This window comes from bacterium (assembly GCA_035307765.1).
Taxonomy (GTDB): Bacteria; Sysuimicrobiota; Sysuimicrobiia; order Sysuimicrobiales; family Segetimicrobiaceae; genus Segetimicrobium.
Genome location: DATGHU010000018.1, coordinates 28,438 through 50,857, shown reverse-complemented (window position 1 = coordinate 50,857; position 22,420 = coordinate 28,438). Strand labels below are relative to the sequence as shown.

General features: G+C 67.5%; 23 protein-coding genes. 10 read left to right on the top strand and 13 right to left on the bottom strand.

The features are described from left to right. Positions 1-74: 74 nt before the first annotated feature. Both VKV57_06340 and VKV57_06335 read right to left on the bottom strand, forming a co-directional pair. On the bottom strand, positions 75-1,367 hold the full coding sequence (locus VKV57_06340; GenBank protein HLW59532.1) for a divalent metal cation transporter: 1,293 nt from the start codon (positions 1,365-1,367) through the stop codon (positions 75-77). After that, positions 1,364-2,473, bottom strand: coding sequence for a mandelate racemase/muconate lactonizing enzyme family protein (locus VKV57_06335; protein ID HLW59531.1), 1,110 nt, complete (start codon positions 2,471-2,473; stop codon positions 1,364-1,366). Before VKV57_06335 ends, VKV57_06340 begins: the two co-directional genes overlap by 4 nt. A 183-nt stretch (positions 2,474-2,656) precedes the next feature. Here VKV57_06335 and VKV57_06330 point away from each other — a divergent pair, with 183 nt between their 5' ends. After that, positions 2,657-3,073, top strand: a complete 417-nt coding sequence (locus tag VKV57_06330) for a hypothetical protein (protein ID HLW59530.1) — start codon at positions 2,657-2,659, stop codon at positions 3,071-3,073. 39 nt (positions 3,074-3,112) lie between these two features. Then, positions 3,113-4,090, top strand: a complete 978-nt coding sequence (locus VKV57_06325) for a nitronate monooxygenase (protein ID HLW59529.1) — start codon at positions 3,113-3,115, stop codon at positions 4,088-4,090. 27 nt (positions 4,091-4,117) lie between these two features. Here the strand turns inward: VKV57_06325 and VKV57_06320 are convergent, their stop codons facing one another. The 4 genes from VKV57_06320 to VKV57_06305 form a co-directional block, all read right to left on the bottom strand. Next, positions 4,118-5,110, bottom strand: coding sequence for a hypothetical protein (locus VKV57_06320; GenBank protein HLW59528.1), 993 nt, complete (start codon positions 5,108-5,110; stop codon positions 4,118-4,120). Between the two features lie 184 nt (positions 5,111-5,294). After that, positions 5,295-6,581 (bottom strand): HD-GYP domain-containing protein, encoded by a 1,287-nt coding sequence (locus VKV57_06315; GenBank protein ID HLW59527.1) that lies wholly within the window; start codon positions 6,579-6,581, stop codon positions 5,295-5,297. A gap of 119 nt (positions 6,582-6,700) precedes the next feature. Continuing rightward, positions 6,701-7,111, bottom strand: a complete 411-nt coding sequence (locus VKV57_06310) for a plastocyanin/azurin family copper-binding protein (GenBank protein HLW59526.1) — start codon at positions 7,109-7,111, stop codon at positions 6,701-6,703. Positions 7,112-7,114: 3 nt separating this feature from the next. Next, the gene (locus VKV57_06305) at positions 7,115-7,840 is read right to left on the bottom strand and encodes a hypothetical protein (GenBank protein HLW59525.1); all 726 of its coding nucleotides are present in this window, start codon (positions 7,838-7,840) and stop codon (positions 7,115-7,117) included. 130 nt (positions 7,841-7,970) lie between these two features. Here VKV57_06305 and VKV57_06300 point away from each other — a divergent pair, with 130 nt between their 5' ends. Next, entirely contained in the window at positions 7,971-8,582 is a 612-nt protein-coding gene (locus VKV57_06300; GenBank protein ID HLW59524.1) for a helix-turn-helix domain-containing protein, read from the top strand. Here VKV57_06300 and ada read toward each other — a convergent pair. Continuing rightward, positions 8,566-9,693 carry a bifunctional DNA-binding transcriptional regulator/O6-methylguanine-DNA methyltransferase Ada gene (gene ada, locus VKV57_06295; protein ID HLW59523.1) on the bottom strand — a complete coding sequence of 376 codons (1,128 nt, stop codon included), beginning with the start codon at positions 9,691-9,693 and terminating at the stop codon, positions 8,566-8,568. The genes VKV57_06300 and ada overlap by 17 nt on opposite strands. A 79-nt stretch (positions 9,694-9,772) precedes the next feature. After that, positions 9,773-10,099 (bottom strand): tRNA-binding protein, encoded by a 327-nt coding sequence (locus tag VKV57_06290; protein HLW59522.1) that lies wholly within the window; start codon positions 10,097-10,099, stop codon positions 9,773-9,775. A gap of 47 nt (positions 10,100-10,146) precedes the next feature. Between VKV57_06290 and VKV57_06285 the strand changes: the two genes are divergently transcribed. The 6 genes from VKV57_06285 (at position 10,147) to VKV57_06260 (ending at position 16,171) form a co-directional block, all read left to right on the top strand. Next, positions 10,147-10,890: a divergent polysaccharide deacetylase family protein gene (locus VKV57_06285; GenBank protein HLW59521.1), complete on the top strand. Its 744-nt coding sequence runs from the start codon at positions 10,147-10,149 to the stop codon at positions 10,888-10,890. Between the two features lie 207 nt (positions 10,891-11,097). Then, positions 11,098-12,090, top strand: a complete 993-nt coding sequence (locus VKV57_06280) for a UDP-glucuronic acid decarboxylase family protein (protein HLW59520.1) — start codon at positions 11,098-11,100, stop codon at positions 12,088-12,090. Between the two features lie 114 nt (positions 12,091-12,204). Next, positions 12,205-12,645, top strand: a complete 441-nt coding sequence (locus VKV57_06275; protein ID HLW59519.1) for a cupredoxin domain-containing protein — start codon at positions 12,205-12,207, stop codon at positions 12,643-12,645. Positions 12,646-12,833: 188 nt separating this feature from the next. Continuing rightward, the gene (locus VKV57_06270) at positions 12,834-14,213 is read left to right on the top strand and encodes a tetratricopeptide repeat protein (GenBank protein ID HLW59518.1); all 1,380 of its coding nucleotides are present in this window, start codon (positions 12,834-12,836) and stop codon (positions 14,211-14,213) included. Positions 14,214-14,553: 340 nt separating this feature from the next. Then, positions 14,554-15,399, top strand: a complete 846-nt coding sequence (locus VKV57_06265) for a Ku protein (protein ID HLW59517.1) — start codon at positions 14,554-14,556, stop codon at positions 15,397-15,399. A 109-nt stretch (positions 15,400-15,508) separates the two neighbouring features. Then, positions 15,509-16,171 (top strand): hypothetical protein, encoded by a 663-nt coding sequence (locus VKV57_06260; GenBank protein HLW59516.1) that lies wholly within the window; start codon positions 15,509-15,511, stop codon positions 16,169-16,171. A 49-nt stretch (positions 16,172-16,220) separates the two neighbouring features. Here VKV57_06260 and VKV57_06255 read toward each other — a convergent pair whose 3' ends face one another. Further along, on the bottom strand, positions 16,221-17,054 hold the full coding sequence (locus VKV57_06255) for a tetratricopeptide repeat protein (GenBank protein ID HLW59515.1): 834 nt from the start codon (positions 17,052-17,054) through the stop codon (positions 16,221-16,223). Between the two features lie 19 nt (positions 17,055-17,073). After that, positions 17,074-18,099: an ABC transporter substrate-binding protein gene (locus VKV57_06250; protein ID HLW59514.1), complete on the bottom strand. Its 1,026-nt coding sequence runs from the start codon at positions 18,097-18,099 to the stop codon at positions 17,074-17,076. A gap of 146 nt (positions 18,100-18,245) precedes the next feature. Between VKV57_06250 and VKV57_06245 the strand changes: the two genes are divergently transcribed. Continuing rightward, positions 18,246-18,800: a phosphatase PAP2 family protein gene (locus VKV57_06245; protein ID HLW59513.1), complete on the top strand. Its 555-nt coding sequence runs from the start codon at positions 18,246-18,248 to the stop codon at positions 18,798-18,800. Between the two features lie 33 nt (positions 18,801-18,833). On the opposite strand, the gene VKV57_06240 is transcribed toward VKV57_06245, so the two are convergent. From VKV57_06240 to VKV57_06230, 3 genes are all read right to left on the bottom strand, one after another. Continuing rightward, the gene (locus tag VKV57_06240) at positions 18,834-19,619 is read right to left on the bottom strand and encodes an ABC transporter permease (protein ID HLW59512.1); all 786 of its coding nucleotides are present in this window, start codon (positions 19,617-19,619) and stop codon (positions 18,834-18,836) included. Then, entirely contained in the window at positions 19,616-20,377 is a 762-nt protein-coding gene (locus VKV57_06235; GenBank protein ID HLW59511.1) for an ABC transporter ATP-binding protein, read from the bottom strand. The genes VKV57_06240 and VKV57_06235 overlap by 4 nt, the downstream gene beginning before the upstream one ends. A 180-nt stretch (positions 20,378-20,557) precedes the next feature. Continuing rightward, positions 20,558-22,168, bottom strand: coding sequence for an ABC transporter substrate-binding protein (locus VKV57_06230; GenBank protein HLW59510.1), 1,611 nt, complete (start codon positions 22,166-22,168; stop codon positions 20,558-20,560). Between the last annotated feature and the right edge of the window lie 252 nt (positions 22,169-22,420).

Genomic DNA, 22,420 nt, shown 5'->3' with positions numbered 1-22,420 from the left:
ACGGCGTCGGCCATCCCAGACCTCCTCGATGGGGTGGAGGGTGAGGTGTGGCGCCGGGGGCGCGCCGGGATCCTTTAGCCGCCGCCAACGAGCTGCTGGAGCGTCAGCAGCGCGAGCGCCAGCGTGAGCAACACCGAGCCCCACCCGACGATGTTCGACATTCGTCCGTTGGTGTGCCCGCGGAGGACGCGAGGGTCGTTCGCCAGGCGCACCAGGACGAAGAACAGCGGCGCAAGCAGGAACCCGTTCACGATCTGCGACCAGAACATCAAGGTGACGGGGGAGATGTGCAGCAGGGCGATGGCACCCCCCACGGCGAGCGCCCCGGCGAGGAGGAGGTAGAACCCCCGGGCCTGCCAGATTTTCTTGTCGAGCCCCTCCGCCCACCCGAACAACTCGGCCAGGCTGTACGCGGTGCAGGCGGCCATCACGGGGACGGCGAGGGTACCGCTGACGATGATGCCGAGCCCGAAGAGCAGACCGGCGCCGGGGCCGGCCAGCGGCCGCAGCGAGAGCGCGGCGTCTTGGACGGTCTGGACGTTGACCCCCCGCCCGAAGAGCACAACCGCGGCCACCAGGATGATGAAGTAGAAGACCAGGTTCGCGTAGACCATGCCGGCCGCGACATCGACGTTTTCACCCGATAAGTCCTCGACCTTGCGGCGAGCCTCTACTTCCTCGGTGGTCTGCCAGAAGAACATGTATGGGGTGAGTGTCGCCCCCAACAGGCCGAGCGCGGCCGTGAAGTACGTGGGCGTAAACTTGATCGTCGGCACAAACGTCGCCCGCAGCACTCGGTTCCAGTCCGGGTGGACGATGACGCCCGTGATGATGTACAGGACAAACAGCGGCGTCAGCAGCAGCAGGAACCGGCTGATCGTCCGGTAGCTGGCAAAGATGAGGGTGCTGGCCAGCAGCGCCGCCAGCGGCACGACCCACCACTCCCAGGCGATCCCTGTGAGCAGTGCCAGTGCGGCGGCGGTGCCGGCGAGGTCCGCGCCGATCGTGAGCACGTTGGAGAGGACGACCGGCCCGACCACGGCCGCGGCGACCCGGGGCCCGTAGTGAGAGCGGAGGACGCGTCCGATCCCCCGCTTGGTCACCACCCCCAGCCGGGTCGACATCTCTTCGAGATAGTAGAGCATCGGCGTCGCGAGGAACATGAGCCAGAGCAGGCCCACTCCCGTGGTCGCGCCGACTTGGATGTAGGTCACGACTCCCGCCGGATCGTTGTCCGCGGCCCCCGACACGATCCCCGGTCCCATTCGCTGGAAGAACTGCCGCCAGGTGCGGCGGTGGATGATGTGATGGGATCTGGCGCGCCACGCGGGGCGGGGCCCGACCGCTCGCCTGGTGTCGTCCGTCATGCGGGACAGCTGAACAGCGGCGTCCCCAGTGCCGCGGCGTCGACCTCAACGCCCAATCCGGGGGCGTCCGGCGTCGTCCCGATTCCATCCTGCGATCGGGGCCTGTGCCCGGCGATGTGTTCCCGCACCCAGTCGTTCATGAACGACACGGTGAACAGCATCTCGGGGCGGGTGCTGCCGGCGAGATGGCTGATCGCCGCGGTGACAACATCCCCGCCCCAGGTGTCCTCGATGGTCATCCGTACCCCGAGGGCCTGAGCCAGATCGCGGATCAGCCGCGCCTTGGTCAACCCACCGACCTTGCTGATCTTCAGGTTGATCGCTTCCATCCCCCCGGCCCGGACGGCGCGGAGAAGCGAGGGAACGTCGGTGACGACCTCATCGAGGATGAACGGCAGGGTGGTATGCTGGCGCACGGCGAGGCACTCCTCGAGCGTGGCGCACGGCTGCTCGAGGTAGATTCGCTGGAACGGGTCGAGCAGGCGGGCGGCGACCACCGCGTCCTGGAGCGCCCAGCCGCCGTTCGCGTCGGCGATCACGATGTCCGCGGAGTCGGTCACCCCGAGCACGGCCTCGACGCGGTCTCGATCGACGTGCGGGTCCCCGCCGATCTTGAGCTGGAAGGCGTGAATCCCTTCCGCTCGCCGCGCCCGCACGTAGCCCGCCATTTCGCCCGCCGGCCCCAGCGGCACCGCGATGTACAGCGGATAGCGGGGCTGCCGCTGACCGCCCAGGAGCGCGGCGACGGGCGCCCCCGCCGATCGGCCAAACAGGTCCCAGCAGGCGATGTCAATCGGGCTTTTTGCGTATCCGTGGCCGCGCAGGGCGGCGTCCAACCGATCGTTGATCAGCCCCAGGTTGCTGGGGTCGCACCCGATGACCGCAGGAGCGAGTTCCCGCAGTGCGGCGCGCGCCCCCGCCGCGAACGCCGGGAGATAGGTGGGGCCCAGCGGACAGACCTCCCCCCAGCCATTGAGCCCGTTATCGGTGGCCACCCGCACCACGGTGCTCGGGAGCGCGTCGACGGCGCGGCCGGCGGACATGACGTAGCGGCCGTGCACGTAGTGCAGATCGTAGCCGAAGACGTCGACCCTCGTGATCCGCATCGGCAGGCCTCCCGAACCTCACCACGGCAAGCCCCCGATCGCGGCGGGGACCCACCCCCTGTACAATTCCTGGAACTCTAGGGTAACTCCCGCTGTCGCCGCAGATACCCGCACCGGAGGATTTGCGGGGCGCCGGGCGAAGGGGCATCTCCTGCCGGCAGTGCGGCAAGGAGGTGTCCTCCCATGGAGGGCGAGGCGATTGGTGCCCTGCAGATCCGCGTCCGGAAGCTGGAGCGGTTGATGAAGCTGTCGACCGCCGCCTGGGTGCTCGCGGCGATCCTGTTGAGCGTGCTCGTGCTTACCCTCAAAGAACTCACCACGTATCGGCGGGTGCTGCGTGGTCAGGGGCTCGAGATCGTGGATGGGGCGGGTCACCACCGCCTGCGCATAGGGATGACCCGGGACGGCGCCTCTGTGCTGAGGCTCTACGATGGGACGGAGAAGGAGCGGTTGGGACTGTTTGTCGCCCGCAGCGGGGCAACGGGCCTCGTCCTCTTCGGTGCGGGAGAACATCAAGGCGCGGCGCTGACGATCTCGTCGGACGTACCGCAGTTGCGGCTCAACGATCTCGGGGGGCAGGAGCTGTTCGCGGCCCCCTGACCCCGAACGCCGCCCCGGTCGATGGAGGAGGAGCCCTAAATGTTGCGGACCAGGATCTGCGAAGCGTTGAAGATCGACCACCCTGTGGTTCTCGGCGGGATGGCGTCGGGGACGAACCCCGCTCTCGTCGCCGCGGTCACCGGCGCCGGTGGGCTGGGAACCCTGGGCGTTACCTTCCTCCCTCCGGACCAGCAGCGGGCCGGCGTCGGCCGGATCCGGGAGCTGACCCCGGGGCCGTTCGGGCTGAATCATCTGCTCGCGTTCGCGACAGAGGACCGGTTTGCCGCCACCCTCGAGGCCCGGCCGCGGGTCGTGTCGACGGCGTGGCCCTGGTCGGATCAGGACCTCCGCCCGTTTTTCGGTCGCGCGCATGACGCCGGGTCGTTGGTAATGCATATGGTGTCGGGCGTGCCCGAGGCGGTCCGGGCGGTCGAGGCCGGAGCGGATATCATCGTCGCTCAAGGAACGGAAGGGGGCGGCCACGTCGGGTGGATGGGCACGATCGCCCTCGTCCCGCAGGTTGTCCGCGCCGTCGACCCGGTCCCGGTGCTGGCCGCGGGCGGGGTTGCGGACGGGGCCGGCCTCGCCGCGGCGCTGGCGCTCGGCGCAGAGGGGGTGCTGCTGGGGACGAGGTTCCTGGCCACGCCCGAGGCGCCCATCGCTCAGGCCTACAAGCAGGCCATCCTCGATAGCGACGGGCACAACACGATGCTCACCGAAATCGCGGACATTGCTTCGGGCCGGGTCTGGCCCGGCGCGATGTCGCGCGTCGCCCGCAACCGGTTCATCGAGCGCTGGGCGGGCCGGGAGTGGGAAGTGCGCCAGCGGCGCTACGAGATCGGCCGTCAACTCCTCTCGGCGCGGGATCGGGGCGACCCCGACGAGTCCAACCTGCAGATGGGGCAGACGGCGGGGCTGATCACCTCGATCATCCCCGCCGCCCAGATCGTCCGCGAGATCGTCGCCGAGGCCGAGCGGATCATCCGCAGGCGGCTCCCCGGTCTCGTCGCCGGCTGATGCGCCCCCCGGCTCCGCCGGGCGCAGCTACGAGCGAAGCCGAGCGGGCTCTCGGAGCCGGCCGCGGGCGACAAGGTAGTCCGCCAACACCGCATAGGGGTCGAAGCCCACGAGGCGCACCGCGTCGGTGACGAAGTTCGACAGCGCGTTGATGTCATAGTAGTACACGCGTCCATCGCGATCGTCGACGAGATATTCGACCCCCCCGAGGTCCAGGCCGGATGCCCTTGCGATCGCAAGGACGTCGCCGATGACCTCGGCCGGCGGCGTGCAGCCTTCGACCCGGAGCGCGACCTTGGGGAGGTCGACGGGACACAGGTCTGCCCCGGCCGCGACGACGCGGCCGTCCGGATGGCAGATATCGGCCGGGCACAGATTGAACCCGGCGGCGAGTGTCGGGTAGATCTTGATCGCGTACAGAAACCGGCCGTCGAGGAACTCGACGCGGACGATGTGTCCCCCGCGAGCGGGCAGAAACTCCTGGACCAGTGCGGTGTGGTCGACGCCCAAGGTAAGGGTGCGGTCGGCCGCCGCGGCGCGGAGCGCCTCGGGGGTCTCAAACCGCTGCATGCCGGCGCCGCTGCCGCCGATGTTGGGCTTGACGATCACCGGATAGCGCAGTCCCTCCGCCGCCGCGGGCAAAAGGGACGTATCGTTGATGACCCGCGACCGGGGCGTGGGGAGCCCCAGGGCGGCGAGCCGCAAGAGCTGCGAGACCTTTGAGGTTTCCAATTCGAAGGCCGCGGCGCCGTTGACCACGTCGACGCCGGCCGCCTCGAGGTAGCGAAGGTACTCGCGGGTGTACGTGATCGCCTGTCCGTGGCCGCGCAGATACGCCGATGGGCTCATGCGGTTGAGCGCCATTGACCAGGGGAGCGCGCGCACGCCGGGATCGAAACCGTGGGCGCTCACATCGATGCTGTCGTACGGAATCTCCCGTCGATCCAGCTCTGCGAAGAGCGGGGTGAACCATACGGGATGTTCAAAGACAACGCCAAGGCGAGGCTCTGCCGTCCTCATCGAAACCCTCCTCAATTGTCGAACTGCGGGATGACGATTGGATGCGGAGGCGCGTTACCTCCGCGGAGGACAGATGCACTCGCGCGGGCGTTGGCTGAGGTCGCAGGTCATTTCCACGGTGCGATCATCGTAGCAGATCGAAGACGGGCGCACAAGCGCGGGCGGCCGCGGCACGCCGGAGCCTTTAGACCGCGGAGCTGGGGTGCGGGTGGCGGGCGGGGAGCGGGCCGCGAACCGGCTCTCCGTCCCGCTGCATTCCGAGTGCGCGCAGGAACGCGTCGACGACGCGGGGGTCGAACTGGGTGCCGGCGTGGCTCGTCAGCTCGTCCATCGCCGAGGTCGAATCCACGGGGCGTCGGTAGGGTCTGTGGGAGGTCATCGCCTCGAAAGCATCGGCGACACCGAGGATCCTGGCCTCGATCGGGATCTCGTCGCCCTCAAGGCCGTCCGGATACCCGGCGCCGTCCCAACGTTCGTGGCTGTGCCGGACCGCCAGTTTGATCCGTTGGGAGAACGGGACGGCTTCGATGATGTTCGCGGCGATCGCGGGATGACGGCGGATCTGCCGTCCTTCCTCCTGGGTCAGCGCCGACGGTTTCCGCTGCACGCTATCCGGGACGCCGATCTTCCCGAGGTCGTGCAGGTACGCCGCCATCCGGATGTCCTCGCAGGTCTCGTCGCTCAGCCCGAGCGCGCGCGCCGTCATCGTTGCGTACTCGGCGACCAGAATGGAGTGGCTCGCCGTGTGGGCGTCCTTGAATTCCACCGCGCTCACCAGGGCGCGAACGGTGCCGACGAATGCGTGGCGCAGGTCCTCTTGTCGACGAATGATCGGGCGGCTCGCGGCGTTCACGATGAAGAACAGCGAGGCGAAGAGCAGCCCGAACGCGGCGGCTGAGGTTCGCCAGACAAACTGCTTGATGGCCCCGATCCTCGCGATGAGCGGTGCGGCTTGGCGGTACACTTCGTAAGCCCCGACGGGCTTGACGCCGCCCGCAAGCGTGACCGGCGCGTAAATTTCTAGGAGGCGCCCGGAGGTCCGCTCGCGCTCATTCTCCGCCCTGGCCAGCACGCTGAGGTCGCTGGTGGGGCGCCCCGTTGTCAGCGTTTCGCGCAGCTGGTCTTCCGTTGACAGCGGGAAGATCCGGCCGACGAGCGCGGGGTTGTCCGAGTACACGATTTGGCCCTCGGCGTTCCAGACCTTGACCCGGGCGATGTCCCCGCCGATCACCTGGCGCAGCCGCCGCGCCCATGCCGCCACGCTGGCCGGGGTTGGATCGACGAGGTCCTCGGGGGCGATCTGCGGGGTGATCGCTGTGGAGACCGTCTCCGCCGTCCCCCGCACGGTGTCGTCAAAGGCGGTGTGGATCATCCAACGGCTGAGCAGCCACCCGAACCCCCACGCGATGAGCAGCGTCACCGCGAGGCTGACGAAGGCGAACCGTCCGATGAACGTGGATCGACCCTGCATAGCGCGATCTCTCTCCGGTGCCCGATTCTTCTTCCCATCAAAATCTTGCCCAGAACCTTCACGGCTTAGACGACGGCCGGGGGAAGAGGGCGGGGTCGGAGCCGGCGAGAGGCGGCGTGCTACTTGGGGCCCGGCGGGGGAAGGGGCGCCCCCGCTGCGACCGTGATGACCCCCGTCATCCAGGGGTGGGGGGTGCAGTGGTAGCGGAACCGGCCGAGCTTGGTGAAGGTCAGCGACCAGCTCTCGCCGGGGTTGAGCACCGGGGAGTTCCACACGTCCTCGTACGATGTGGATGTGTGGAACTCGCTGTTGCCCTTCACATTCCTCCAGGTGACGATGGTCCCTGGCGGGATGGTGATCGACGCCGGGACGAACCCCCACGTCGGCGGCTTTGTCGGGACTCGCTGGATGATCGAGATGGTGACGCGCCCGGGGGCCGCCGCGGTCGGGGGTGTGCTCTGCCCGACCGCGGCCACCACCAGGCCGACCGCAGCGGCGAACCCGAGGGTCGCCGTGACGCGGGCGCTCACTGCTTACTTCACGTGCACCGTGATCTCGCTGCTCGACGCGCCCGCCACGGGCGTATGGTCGTTATTATGCAGGCTGACCTTTAACACGTGGGATCCCGGCGTGAGGGTCGCGTCCGCGACGCTCGAGGCGGAGAGCCCCGCGAGCTTTCCGTCGACGTAGAGGTGCCAATGGCCTTCGCCGGCCTTGGGGGCCGTGCCGACGGCGACGGGGTCGAGTTTGAGTCCAGTAACCGATACCCGCACGATCGTGTGCGCGGGCACGGTCGCGCCGTCGGTCGGCCAGAGGAACTTTACGCCGGGGTGGCCCCCCATCGCCATCGCGGACAGCGTTTTGGCGACCCGCACGGTAATCTGGTCGCCCTTGGCTCCCTCGACGGAGGTGTGGTTGTTGTTGTGCAGGTCCACTTTGATGACGTGCGAGCCCGCCGTAAGCGTCGGGTAGGCGTCGTTCGGGATCGAGATCACCCCGTCGGCGGAGAGCCCCGCGAGCTTTCCGTCGACGTAGAGGTGCCAATGGCCTTCGCCGGCTTTGGGAGCCGTGCCGATGGCGACGGGGTCGAGGGCGAAATTCTTGACGGTGGTCTGTATGACGAGCTGGGAGCCGGCGACGGTCGTCCGGTCCTTGGGCGAGAGGATCGTGATCGAGGGCGTCCCCTGTGCCCCGACGGGCGGAGCGAGTAGCGCGGCGGCCAGAATGAGAGCCGTCGCGGTGGGCGCGAGCTTTTGCATCTCTACACCTCCGGTGTCTCGCGATGCCGATCGGCCCCACGATAGCACCGGGGCTCTGATGATGTCAATAGTTCGGTTATTATTGATGTAATTGACAGGCCATCGCGGCGGGCGATAGGATAAGGGGGAGATGCAGGAGACCAGGCTCCGGATCATTGAGATGCTGCGAATTCGCGGGGGCCAGACCGTTCAGGACCTGGCTCGTGGTCTCAGGCTGACCCGGACGGCGGTCACCAGCCACCTCGCGGTGCTGCAGACACGCGGGCTGGTGGCGCGCAGCGGGTTGCGCCCCGGCAGCCGGCGGCCCAGCGTCGTCTACGTCGCGACCCCCGCGACCGAAGCGGTCTTCCCCAAATCCTACGAAGAGTTCGCCGGATCCGTTCTCGCCGAGCTCGAGCGCGAAGGAACGGGCCGCCTCGACGCCGTGTTGAGGCGAATCGGCGATCGATGGATCGCCCGGGATCTCCCGCGCCTGGAAGGACTGACGGGGCGGACGCGCATGGAGCGGGTGATGGAGATCTTGACCGAGCGAGGGTTCCTCCCCCGGCTCGAGCGGAGCCGCGGGGGAACGCGGTTGTACGAGCATAACTGTCCGGTGATGCGCCTCGCGGCGGCGCACCCCCAGGTCTGTGACACGGTGCACCGTTGGTTGGAAGCGCTCTTCGGCCGATCCATGCAGCGCGAGCAGTGCCTGCGGAAGGGGGACCCGTACTCCGTTTACACGATCAGGAGTGCGTCCTGACCTCTTCCTTGTGCCCTGGGGCGGGGCCGGCGAAATCGCGCTCGCGCGCGAGCAGGCGTTCCTTCCGCCCGAGTCCCCAGCGATAACCGCCGAGTCCACCGTCTCCGCGTACGGCCCGATGGCAGGGCACCAGCAACGAAATGGGATTCGTCGCGCACGCCCGCCCCACCGCGCGCGCCGCCCCCGGTTCTCCGAGGCGGCGCGCGATCTCGCCGTAGGTGCGTGTGCTGCCGTAGGGGATCGCCCGCAACTCCTCCCACACCCGCGATTGGAACGCCGTGGCCCGGATATCCACCGGAAGGTCGAGGTGGGGCTGGCGGCCTTCCAGATGCCGCACCAGAGCGCCGACCCAGCGGTCGGCATCGCCGTGCTCCCGGCGTATCTCCGCACCCGGGTATTCCTCAGCGAGCGCGGTCTCGAGGCCCCGGTCGAGATCCCCCAAGTACACGGCGCAGACGCCGCGCTCGGTCGCCGCTACCAGCAGGCGGCCCAGCGGAGAGTCGGTGATCGTGTACCCGATCCGCATCCCCTGCCCGCCCCGGCGGTAAGTCCCCGGGGTCATGCCGAGCCGGTCGGGTGCCCGCTCGTACAGGCGGCTGCTGGATCCGTACCCCGCATCGTATAGCGCTCGCGTCACGGTCTCCCCCTCTCGAAGTCGCCCCTTCAACCACATCAGACGGCGGGTGTCGGCGTACTGACGGGGCGTGATCCCGAGCACCCGCTTGAACGCCCGGGTCAGCCCGTGCGGGGTCAGCCCGACCTGCCCCCCGATCTCGGCCATCGAGATCCTATCCTCCAGTCGCTCGTCGATGCACGAGCACGCGCGCCGCACCGCATCGACGTTCGGGACGCCGGCGGCCGCGTCTCCTGGGCGGCACCGTCGGCAGGGACGGTATCCCGCCCGTTCCGCCGCCACCGAGGTGGGGAAACACACCACCTGATCCCGGCGGGGCTTGCGGGCCGCGCAGGTCGGGCGGCAGTAGATTCTCGTGGATCGCACGGCGTACACGAACGCACGGTCCGCGGTCGGATCCCGGTCCAGGACCGATTGCCACTGGCGGTCCTGGGGGCTGGTGCCCGCGCTGCTGGTCACCTGCAGGTTTCGTCCCATCGGCTCTCCTCCCGCTTCCTACGCTACGGCATCCCCGATTCGTCGTCTATCCGGGTCTTGCGGCCAAACTGGCCGATAGCTAGAAGACCCTGCCGTTCACCGGGACGTCGCGCTCGACGGCGAGAAGCACCACGCGCCCCGCCTCATCTGGAACGCCCAGCACGAGGACCTCGGAGATGAACCCGCCGATGCGGCGCGGGCCGAGGTTGACGGCCGCGATGACCTGCCGTCCGATGAGATCCTGGACGGTGTAGAGCTCGGTGAGCCGGGCGCTCGACGCTTTGACCCCGGATGCGCCGAAGTCGATCCAGAGCTTGTAGGCGGGCGTTCGAGCCTGGTCGTGCGGCTCGGCCCTCACGATGCGCCCGACCCTGAGCTCCAGGGCCTGTCGGGCTTCGACGCTCATCCGTCCCTCCCGAGCGGTCTCTCGCTCCATAGTATAATATTCAGGTGATGCGCGCATTCCCGTGGTTCTGTCGAGCTGTTCTTGTGGCGGCGTGCGCCCTCTGGGCGGTGCATCCCGCCGCCCCGGCGACGCCTCCACGCGTGGCCATCGTTTTCGAGCACGCGGGGGCGAGCGTCGCGCAGCTGGCCCCGATCTATGCGATGCACGAGCCTTTTGGGCTCGGCATCTTCCCGCACGAGCGCTACTCGGCCAGAATCGTCCGCGACGCGGCGGCGCACGGCCTGACCCCCCTGCTGCATCTTCCGCTCGAGGCGCGACACCCCGCGGATGTGGGGCCGGTGAGCGGGGTCGTGGAGGTGCGCATGTCCGATGCGCAGATCGCGCGCGTGGTTGACGATGACCTGGCCAGCACCCCTGGTGTCGTCGGGGTCAGCAGTCACGCGGGATCGTTGGCGACGGCCGACCGCCGCGTTATGGCCGTGGTGCTCCGGACCATCAAGGCGCACGGGCTGTGGTTTCAGGAGAACCGAACGACAGCGGACTCCGTAGCATCGGACGTAGCGAGAGGTCTCGGAGTGCGGACGGTGCTGGTCACGACCTACCTCGACGACCCTCCCGTCGACATCGAACGGAAGGTGCGCGCCCTGATCGAGACGGCCAGGCGGCAGGGCGCGGTGGTGGCCGGGGCCCACATCACGACGGGAGCCCCCGAGGTGGTCGCCCGCCTTCTCCCGGAATTTCGCCGCGCCGGGATTGTTTTTGTCCCCGTCACCGAGTTTCTCACCCCCTGACCCACGGCTGCGCGGACGGCCCTCCTCATCCTCGAGGTGGGGGCGCGCGGGCAGTCTGGCCTCAGGCATTCGGGTCTTCCTTTTCATCCCCATCCCCCGACGTCGCCGAACATGAGACCCCGGCCGGGTGGGCGAGGGGAGGGGGCCGATTGCGGGGGGCCGAATCAGGGGCAGGATGCATGCAACCCGATCCGTCAGGCACGGACAATGACCCGCGGGCACGCGCTGATCACCGGCGGCGCCGGGTTCCTCGGCTCCCATCTCTGCGAGCGGCTGCTGGCGGAGGGGTATGAGGTCACCGCGATCGACAGCTTTCTCACCGGTGCCCGGCGCAACGTGAGCCACCTGGTCTCGAATCCGGCATTTCGCCTGGTGCCGGGCGATGTGACCCAGCCCGTTGCGGTCACCGGCCGGGTGGATCTCATCATGCATTTCGCCTCCCCGGCGAGCCCGGTCGACTATCTGGCGCATCCCATCCACACGATGAAGGCGGACTCGTTGGGGTCGTTCCACACGCTGGGCCTCGCTCGAGCGCAGGGTGCCCGGTATCTGCTCGCGTCCACTTCGGAGGTCTATGGAGATCCGCTCGAGCATCCACAGCGCGAAGAGTACTGGGGGAACGTCAACCCGGTCGGGCCGCGCAGCGTCTATGACGAGGCGAAGCGGTTCGGAGAAGCGGTGACGATGGCGTACCATCGAGTGCATGGGCTCGATGTGCGGATCGTCCGCATCTTCAACACCTATGGGCCCCGCATGCGGAGGAACGACGGGAGGGCGATCCCGGCGTTCGTGAGCGCGGGGCTCGCCGGTCGGCCGATCGAGGTCTTCGGAGACGGCTCCCAAACCCGGAGTTTCTGTTACATCGACGATCTTGTGGAGGGCGTCTACCGGCTCGCGGCCTACCCGGATCTCGCCGGCCAGATCGTCAACCTCGGGTCCGAGGCCGAGTGCACCCTCCTCGAACTGGCCCAAACGATCCAGAGGATGACCGGGGGCCGATCCCCCATGGTGTTCCGCCCGCTGCCCCAGGACGACCCGAAGCGCCGCCGCCCCGATCTGGCGAAGGCCGGCCGGGTGCTCGGCTTCGATCCGCGCGTGCCGTTGGCGGCAGGGTTGGCACGGACGATCGCCTGGTTTGCCGAAAGCGCGGAGCAGACTCCGGCGCCCGACGAGCGGGTGACCGACCCCGTCCGGATCTGACGCCGGGTGCCCGCAGCGTGCCCCGCGCGTTCAGGATTTTACACGTTCTTTACCGATCCATAGTATAGTGGCCTCCGTCGGCAGGTGTTGATCCGCTCAGAGGGAGGGAAAACGGTGAGGCTACGACTTTCGGCAGCCGCAGCGGTCGTGATGATGTTGCTCTTCGGCCTGAGCGTCGGATCGCCGGCGCAGGCTCGGCACGTGATCAAGATCGCCTTGAGCTCGTACAAGTTTGACCCGAACTTGTTCTTCGTCAACGAAGGGGAGACGGTCGTCCTGCAGCTCGAGAACATCGATCCCGAGCGTCCGCACTCGTTCGATTCGCCCTATCTGTCCACCGTGGACTTCTCGGTGTCCGGACAGGCCAAGCAAGGCGTGACGAAAGACGGCACCAAGTACGTTGAGCTCGAGCCCGGCCAGAAGGGCGAGCTGACCTTCGTCGCGAAGGGCCGCGGACAATACGGCTTCATCTGCGCTCTCTACAACCACGCGTCCCGCGGGCAGACCGGCGCGTTCGTCGTGTGGCCGGCCGGGTACCACCCGCCGACACCGTAGGGTCGTTACCCTTTCCTTCCACGTCAGAGCGGAACAAACGGCGGAGGGCGGTACGCGCTCTCCGCCGTCTGTTTATCTTGGCAGAGGCCGCGGGCCGCGAAGGGAAGCAGGAAGTTCCCCGGGGATAGTTAATGAATTCCAGGCTGAGTTGAGCGCTATAAACCCAGCAATGGTGACGGAGGACTCCGATGCCCAGACTGACGTTGGGGCAGCGATTGAAGCGGGCGCGGACGGCGGCGGGGCTGACCCAGGAGGCGCTGGGGGCGCCGTGGTTGACCAAAGGGTTCATCAGCTTATTGGAGCACGACCGGGCGAAGCCGTCGGTGGAAACCCTGGTGCGGCTGGCGGAGCGGCTGGGGCAGCCGGTTTCGGCGTTTCTGGACGGCCAGGATGCGGTGTCGGGGAAGGCGCTGGAGGTGCTGGCGAGTCGCGGGCGGGGTGAGCTGGCGCGCCGTCAGTACGAATCCGCTCGGGCAGTGTTCACCGAGTTGGCGGAGCTGGCGGGGGCGTGCCGGCACGTGGGGATGGCGCGGCAGGCGACGGTGGGGCTGGGGGAGGCGGAGTTGGGACTGCGGCGGCTGGAAGAAGCTCGCCGGCACCTCGAGCGCGCGCTGGCCGCGGCGCGGGCGGCGGAGGACGCCGGGGTGGAGTGCCGCGCCCTGCACGGGTTGGCGACGGTGGAGCACCGGGGGAGCCACTTTCCTCAGGCGGTGCGGCTATATAAGGAGGCAGTCGGGGTGCTCCCGCGGCTGGCGGGCGCTGAGCCGGTGCTGGCGGGGGAGATCCACCTGTTTTTGGGGACGGTGCTGGGGCGAATGGGGCACATGGACGACGCGGTGGCGGCGTATACGGAGGCGCAGGCGCTGTTCGAAGGGGCGGCCCACCCGGAGCGGGTGGGGGAAGCGTTGATGGGACTGGGAAATGTGCTGAGCACGAACGGTGATCTCTCGGGGGCGCTCGGCTTGTACGAGCGGGCGAGGGCGCTGTTCGAGCAGTACGAGGATCTGCAGGACGTTGCCTACGTGCGAAACAGCTTGGGGATCCTCATGCTGCAAACCGGGCGGGCGTCCGAGGCGTTGGAGCATTTCGGGGTGAGCCTGGCGATCAAACAGCGACTGGGGGATGGGGTCGGAGAATGCCGGACGCTGACGGAACTGGCGCGGGCGTATTTCGTGACCGGGGACCGGGGGCGGGCGGCGTCGACTGCGGGGCAGGCGATCGCGCGAAGCGCAGCGGTGGGACTCCCGGACGAGGCGGCGCGGGCGCGAATCGTGGTGGGGATCCTGGCGGCTGAAGCGGGAGAACTGGCGCGCGCGGAGGGGGAGATGCTCTTGGCGGCGCAACAGTGCCGAGCGTCGGGGATGATGCCGGAGTTGGTGACGATCTATCACGAATTGGCCCGGCTGGCGAGCCGGGGGGGGAAATATCAGGAAGCGGTCGGGTATCATGAGCAGGCGTTTGAGGCGCTACGCGCTGTCAAGCCCAACGACGTCGTGGCGGACCTGCACCTCGCCGACCTCATGGGGCTCCAGGCCGAAGCGGCCGTCGGCCCTCGGGTTTCACGCTAGCCCTTTTCGGCAAAAGTTGACGGGCGGCGCCGCGTCCCGCGCAGGACATGCCCAATACCGCGTCCGCTTTATCCCACTGCATCCCACCGTCCCCACTCAAATTCCGCTCTACGGATTTCGATCCATCGCGCTGAGCGCCACCCTCCTACCTAAATGATTTGCGGCCGCGAGTGGAGACGGCTCGAGCATCGTTATCGAACGTGTGTGCGCCTACCGTTTCGCCGCGTCTTGCGGGAGAGCTCCCAATCGGTATACAATCCGTTTTACCGTCGGGCGGGGGGGTTCCGCGCGGCAGTCGCTTGACCCGATTGCTCAGCCGATCGCAACGGAGGGAATCCACGTGCGGCCGTACTGGAGAGGGCACATCAGCTTCGGACTCGTCACCTTTCCCGTCAAGCTGTACACCGCCACGGAGCAAAAGGACGTGCGCTTCCGGCTGCTCCACAGCGAGTGTCTGACCCCTATCAAGAACCAACGGTACTGTCCCCACCACGATCGTGTGATCGAGTGGAAGGATGTCGTGCGGGGGTTTGAGGTCAGCAAGGGAAAGTTCGTGACCGTTGCCGATGAGGAACTCGAGGGCATCCCGCTGGATACCAGTCACAGCGTCAACATCTCCGGATTCGTAGAACTGAAGGAGATCGATCCGCTCTACTACGAGCGCTCCTACTACGTCGCCCCCGATGATGGGGGCGCCAAGGCGTTTCTCCTGCTGCGAGAAGCGCTCGAGGAAGTCAACCGCGTCGCGGTGGGCCAGGTCGTGATTCGCGATAAAGAGTACCCGGTGGCGCTGCGCCCCTATCAGGGAGCCATGGTAATGGCCACCCTCTTCTACTCCGACGAGGTGCGGGCACTCTCGGCCCTCGACGAGTTCCCGGTGCAGACGAAGGTCCATCCCAACGAGCGCAAGATGGCGGTCCAACTCGTGGACAATTTGGCGATGGAGTTCCACATCGAGGAGTTCCGGGACGAGTACCGCGAAAAATTGCTGGCGATGCTGAAGTCCAAGGCTGAGGGCCAAGCCGTCGAAGCCCCCCCGGCCGCGGCACCGGGAAAGGTCATCGATCTTATGGAGGCCCTCAAGCGCAGCGTCGAACTCGCCCAGGGTCAGCGGAAAACCGCGGGCGGGCGCGGGACATCACAGCGCCGAGCGGCCGCCGGCGGTATGCACGAGCGGCCACGCTAGCCGCGGTGCGCCGCCCATCGGGTCGCGCGCGGAGCGCTGACCGCCATCGCACCTTCGTGGCGCCGCCCCGACGCCGTGCCGCTCCGCCCCCCGGACGCGTTCTCGGATAATGTCCCTCGGCACGCCCAACTGGCAGGCCTTCACCCCCAAGGAACGAAAGGTTGTTCGCGCCCACCGCACCCCGCGTCAGGTGCAGGCCCTGGTCCGTTCAGTGCCCTACAACTGGGAGCGGCACGGGGAGACGTTGCGGACCTTCCGAGGAGTGGTCCGTCATTGGGAGGCCCACTGCCTCGAGGCGCTGCTGACGGCGGCGATGATCCTTGAGCGGTACGGCTACCCACCGCTGGTGGTGGATCTTGAATCCCAGGACGACCTGGATCACGAACTTTTCGTGTTCCGGCGGGGGAGGCGGTGGGGCGCGGTCGCCAGCTCCCGCGATCCGGGGCTCTTCGGGCGTCCGCCGGTGTTCAGGACGATCCGGGATCTGGTGATGAGCTACGTCGACCCCTACGTGAACGAGACCGGGAGGATCGTTGGCTACGGTCTCGGCGACCTGACCGAGTTGGTTCGCTGCGACTGGCGGTTGAGCCGGCACAACGTGTGGGAAGTGGAGCGCGCGCTGATCAAGATGCCGCACCGGCGTCTGCGCACGTCAGATCAGCGGCACCGGCGCATGCATGCGGAGTACCTGTCCTTCAAGGAGCAGAAACGGACCTTCACCCCCCGGGGGCTGAGGGATCTCTACGGTCCCTCGACCGCCTTGTGGTGGTAAGGGCGGGGGAACGTTCGGGGCCGACCGAGGGTCCCCGGGGCACGGGCGGTTAGTTGAGGCGGCCAAGCAACCCGCGAATCTGAGCCAGGTATCCTTCCGTAGTCCTCCGGTCCGCGGCGTCCCCGGGCGCGGACCGAAGATAGCGCTCGAGGAGCTCCCGCGCCTCCACGAGCATCCCCTGCCGGTAGTGGATCAACCCAAGGTCTCGGACGTCCCCCCCAAGATCCGGGGCGAGGAGCAAGATCCGCTCGATCGCGGCGGCGGCCCGGTCCAAATCTTCCCGCTGCAGGTAGATCCCCTTCAAATTCCGCAGCATCCGGACCAGGATGTACCGTGCCGGGGTGGGGGTCAGGTACTCCTCGCGGAAGGAATGGCCTCCTGCCATCATCCGGCGGAAGAGGTGCTCGCACCCCGATGCCGTCAGCATCGTTCCGTGAAACGCATCGACATACAGCGGCTCGCCGGGGGCCTCGCACCCGACGAGAAAGTGTCCGGGCATGCCGACGCCGTAGAGCGGAAGGCGGAGGCGCCAGCCGACCTCGAGGGTGACGACCGCGAGCGAGATGGGGATGCCGAGCCGGCGGTCCAGCACGTCGTTGAGGAAGCTGTTCCGGGGGTCGTCGTACTCTTCGGCGTTGCCGCGGAACCCAAGGTTTTTGAACAGCCCTTCGCAGAGTCCCCGGATCCGGGTCGCCGAATCGCCCCCGGGGCTCACCAGCCCGCGGACCTCCTGAGCCAGCGCGTCCAGGAGCGCGAGGTAGCGCGCCGCATCGAGCGAGGGATACTCCTCTGCGGCGATGAGGAGCGCTCCCTCGGCCAGCGGCAGCTCGGTGCCGGCCTGCCGGGCCATTTCGGCGAGGCGCTCGCGCGCCGGCCCTGGCATCGACGGCGGCGTTAGAACTTCAGCATCTTGTGGGCCTCGTCCACGAATGCGTTCGTGAACGCGTCGGGGGGATTGATCTTGCCGGCGTTGGCCACCACACCTTGTCAAATTTCGACAGCACTTTGACGATCGTCTGCAGGCCGACCAGCGGGATCCGGCCGTCCGGGGAGAACATCTCCAGGTTTTCCTTGAGGGAGGCGACGTAGAGGGCTTTCTCCGACTGGTAGAATTGCGCGGGCATCTCATCGGCGATCTGCTCGGACGTGTGCGTCTTGATCCAGTGGAGCGCTTTGACCGACGCGACGGTGAGCGCCTCGATCGTTTTGGGGTTCCGCTCGATGAAGGTCGGGCTGGCGTACAGCCCGCCGGCGGGGTAGGGCCCCCCGAAGACCCTGAGGGTGCCGAGGGTGGTCCGCGTATCCGCCAGGATCAGCGCGTCGCCGCTTTGAGTCAGGATCGTCATCGTCGGATCGACGTTGACGAGCGCGTCAACCACCCCGCGCCGCGCCGCCGCCACCGCGGTTGTGGCGGTGCCGATCCCGATGTAGGATTCCTGGTCCACCGGGATCCCGTACTTTGCCAGCAGATATTCCGCGAAGAACTGGGTACTGCTCCCCGGAGCCGTCACCCCGATCTTGGCCCCCTTGAGGTCGGCGATGCTCTTGATGCCTCTCGTCTGGCCCGCTTTCGTCACGCCGAGGACGAGGCCCGGGTACCGATCATAAAGAACGAACATCTTGATGTTCTTCCCCTGGGCCTGCATCTCGATGGTGTGATCGACAAATCCACAGGTGGCACTCGCGCTGCCGCCCAGCAGCGCCTCGAGCGCCTTCGCGCCGCCGGCCACATCCACGATGTCAACATCCACACCCGCTTCTTTGAAGTACCCTAACTGTAGCGCCAGGGTCAGCGGCAGATAGATGTACAGGGGCTGTCCCCCGACGGCCACCGTGAGCTTCGGGGTTTCCACCTGGGCGCTGCCGCTCCCGGCCAGGGCCAGAAGCAGCACGCCGATCGTTCCGATCAAGGCGAGTTCTCTGCGCATCCTGCACCTCCGGATTCCGTCACGCGGGCAGCAGGTCCCCATCCCCGGAAAGATACGGGCGGAGGCGGCGGGCCTCCTTCCAGGCGCGGTGGAGGAGGAGGCCCCGCTCCGAATCGAAGATAGTCCCTCCCAGGCTCATGGATCAAATGGGATTTGCCTTCCTCAACGCGCTTCCGGCGAGCATCCCGGGCGTCGGCCCGGGTGCGGTCTTGGTGGCCCGGTTCGGACTCGCGCTCTACGCAGCGATTGGGGTATGGCTGTGGCGGGGCGGCCGGAACGCCGACGAGCGGCGCGGGACGCTCCTGCTCGCCCTGCTGGCGGCGGTCCTGGCCGTGGGCGTCAACCTGGTGGTGAACGCCGCCTTTCCTCGACCGCGGCCATTTCTCGTGCTCCCCGCCCATGTGCTCGTCCCCTCACCTCCGCGCGACGCGTCGTTCCCGAGCGATCACACCGCCGTGGCGGGTGCGGTCTCGGTCATGCTCCTTTTGGGCGGGCAGGGCGGCTGGGGCATGCTCGGGCTGCTGGGGGCGGCACTAATCGGGGCGGCGCGGGTGGTCGTGGGAGTGCACTACCCGTCGGACGTCGCGGCCGGGATCCTGATCGGGGCCGCCTGTGCCGCCGCGGCGTCTAGGGTGCGTGCCCCACTCCGCCCCATGCTCGACACAATCCTCGCCGTCGCCAAGCGAGCCCACCTGGCGTAACCCGCCCGCGTTCGCCCGGGCGTCCTCCCCCGGCTAGGCCCGCTCCGCGGTGACGGTCCCCGGCTTCCAGGCCAGCAACCGCCGCTCCACCCAGGTGACCATGAGATCCACGACGACGGTGAACACGGCGAGGACGGTCATTCCCGCGAACACCCCGGTCGTATCGAACGTCCCCTCGGCCTGCGAGATGACGTAGCCGAGCCCGCGCCCCGAGCCGAGGTACTCGCCGACGACCGCCCCCACCAGTGCCAGGCCCACGCTGGTGTGCAGGCTGCTGAGGATCCACACCAGCGCGGAGGGCAGCAGGACGTGCCGGGTCAGGTCCCGCTCCGTCGCGCCGAGCATCCGGGTGTTGTTTAGGAGGTTGGCATCAACCTCCCGGATGCCCTGGTACGTGTTGAAGAAGACGATGAAGAAGACCAAGGTCACGCCAAAGGCCACTTTCGACAGCACCCCGAGCCCGAACCACAGGGTGAAGATCGGCGCCAGCACCACCCGCGGCATGGCGTTGGCGATCTTCAGGTACGGGTCAAAGACTCCCGCCAGCGCACGGTTGCGGGCGAGCACGAAGCCGAAGGCCACCCCGAGCCCGGCGCCGACGAGGAAGGCCAGCACGGTTTCCAGGGCGGTGGTCCAGAGATGCCGGTAGATCGACCCGGTCGCGAACCACTGCGTCACCCGCGCGGCGATCTCCGACGGGCGGCTGAAGAAGAACGGATCCACCCACCCCCCCTTTCGGGTGGTGACCTGCCACGTCAGGACCAACCCCACCAGAAGGCCGAGCTGATACGGCAGCAGCCGGAAGCGGCGGGAGATCACGCCTCCTCCTCCGCGGCGGGCGATCGGCCTTGGGCGGCGTAGGCCCGGAGGACCTCCCCGCGGAGCTGCCCCCAAATCGTCCGGTAGATTTCGCGGAAGTCGTGGTGCAGGCGCACCTCGGTCACGTCCCGCGGGCGGGGGAGCGCGACCGGGTGCGCCCCGATGACCCCCGACCCCGGCCCGGCGGCGAGGACCAGCACCCGGTCGCTGAGGGCGATCGCCTCTTCCAGGTCGTGGGTGACGAAGACGATCGTCTTCCGTTCTTCCTGCCACAGGGCCAGCAGGTCGTTCTCCATCAGTTCACGGGTGTGGACGTCGAGCGCGCTGAACGGTTCGTCCATCAGGAGGATCGAGGGCCCGACGATCAGACTCTGCGCGAGCGCCACCCGCTTGCGCATCCCGCCGGAGAGTTGGTGCGGGTAGCGGGACTCGAACCCCCCGAGCCCCACGCGGACGAGCCACCGCCGGGCTTCATCGGCCGCGCGTCGCCGCGGCCAGCGGTGGAGGAGGGGGCCGAGCATCACGTTTTCCAGCGCGGTTTTCCACGGGAGCAGGACGTCCTGCTGAAAGAGGTACGCGGCGTGCCGGTTGATCCGCAGGAGCGGTGCGCCGAAGCTCAACACCCGTCCACTCGTCGGGCGGAGCAGCCCAGCTGCCAGGTTCAGGATGGTGGACTTGCCGCATCCGGTCGGCCCGACGATCGCGAGAAACTCTCCGCGCGTGACGGTGAAGGAAACCCGCTCCAGGGCGGGATACATCGTCCCTCCTGGGACGGTGAAGTGGCGGCTGACTTCGTCGAACGCGAGTGCCGGGCCCGTGAGCTCCACCGGCGGGGCGGGGGACATGGGTTCGGGACCGGGTGTCAGCACGGCTTTACGGATGGTGCGGGGCGGCGGGGAACTGTTCCCGCCGCCCCGTCGCTCGCTCGGAGGGGCTCGCTACTTCCAGGTCGCGTAGATCGCCGCCCACTTCTCGTTCGGCGTGGTGGTCACGCCTTGGAGGTGGCTGCTCGTCACCACGTAGAAGTCCTGGCTCCACAGGAAGATCCACGGGGCGTCGTTCCAGATCATCTCCTGCGCCACTTTGTAGTCCGACTCCCGCTTCTTCGGATCGACGGTCGTCTGCCCCGACAGCAAGAGCTCGTCCACTTTGGGGTCCTTGTAGAACATCGGCGCCAGCCCCTTGGGCGGCCACTGCGCGGAGTAGAACTGCCCGAACAACTCACCGTCGGCGTCGAGGTACTGCGTGGCCCACCCCAAGACGAACATCTGCAACGGCGTGCGGTCGAGGGGGGTCAGGATCGTCTGAACGTACGTCGGCCAATCGGTGGTGGTGATGGTCGCCTTGATGCCGACGTTGGCCAATTGAGCCGCCACGCCTTGCGCGACCTGGTAATCTTGGATGTACCGGCCGGTGGGGGTGAAGAACGTTGTCGCGAACCCGTTGGGAAAGCCCGCTTCGGCGAAGAGCTGCTTGGCCTTTACCGGGTTGAACGGCCACCCGCCCGCTTCGACCTTCGAGTACCCGAAGAGGAATGGGGTCGTCGGCGACTCAAGCACCGTCCCCAGGCCGAACAGGATGCTCTGGATGATTGCCTTTTTGTTCACCGCGTAGTTCATCGCTTGGCGGACCTTGACGTTCTTAAACGGTCCCCATTGAGTGTTGAGGCCAATGAAGACATCCCGGTCGCTCGGCCCTTGGACCACGGTGAGGTTCGCATCCTTGCGCAAGCTGGGGACGTCGGGGGCCGGGGGTTCAAACGCCATTTGGACGTCGCCGGCGCGCAGCATCGCCTCGCGGGTGCCGGCGTTCGGGACGATCCGGAACGTGACCTCGTCGAAGGTCGGTTTTCTGCCCCAGTAGTTGGGGTTCTTCACCAGCGTGATGTGGTCGCCGTGAACCCATTCCTTGAACCGATACGGCCCGGTGCCGGCGTCCACCGGTCCGAGCGGAATTTTGTCGTTCCCGATTTTCTTCACCGCCGTCGGCGAAAGGATCTCGCCGGGGCCGGCGGCCAGGCGCTCGAGCAGTGTCGGGCTGGGCTGTTTGAGGTGCAGGGTGATCGAATAGGGGTCCGGGATCTCGATTTTGGTCAGGTCGATGTCGGTGAAGTAGTATCGGTTGGGGTTGCGGACGGCCGGGTCCACCCACCGCTCGATGTTGAACTTCAACGCCTCAGCGTTGAAGTCGGTCCCGTCGTGGAATTTCACCCCCTGCCGCAGCTTGAACGAATAGGTGAGCCCGTCCTTGCTCACCGTCCAGGAGGTGGCGAGCATCGGCACGAGCTTCGTGTACTGAGGCTGCCCCGGCTGAACGCCCGATCGTTCGTCGTTGGGCCACAACAGGGAGTCGAACATGTATTCCACCATGTTCGCCACGGTGGTGGTGGTCTGTCCCTCGGGATCGAGCGTGTCCGCGTCGATTCCCACAGCGATCTTGAGCGATGTCGGGGCTGCCGCCTGCCCCCCTCGGGGGACGCCGACCAGCGTCAGTCCGACCACGAACGCGAGTGCAAGGATCAGAGACGGTCGTACGAATCCGCGCTTCATCATCTTGCCCCCTCTTCGCACCGCGATGATGCCTAGCCCCAGGCGAGTCCAAAGTGTTACTGTGTACGCTTTTATGCCGTCGTTGCCCTCTCCTCCCCGGGCTCGTTGCGCTCAGCCCTCCCATGGGGCGGAGAGTGACACGTGGATGAAGGTGGTGGAACGTGCCGGACAGGGGGTACCCACTCAGGTGGAGGTCCTCCCATCGGTGTTGTTCGGTTGGGCCCGCGGATGTGGGAAGGTCACGCGGCGAGT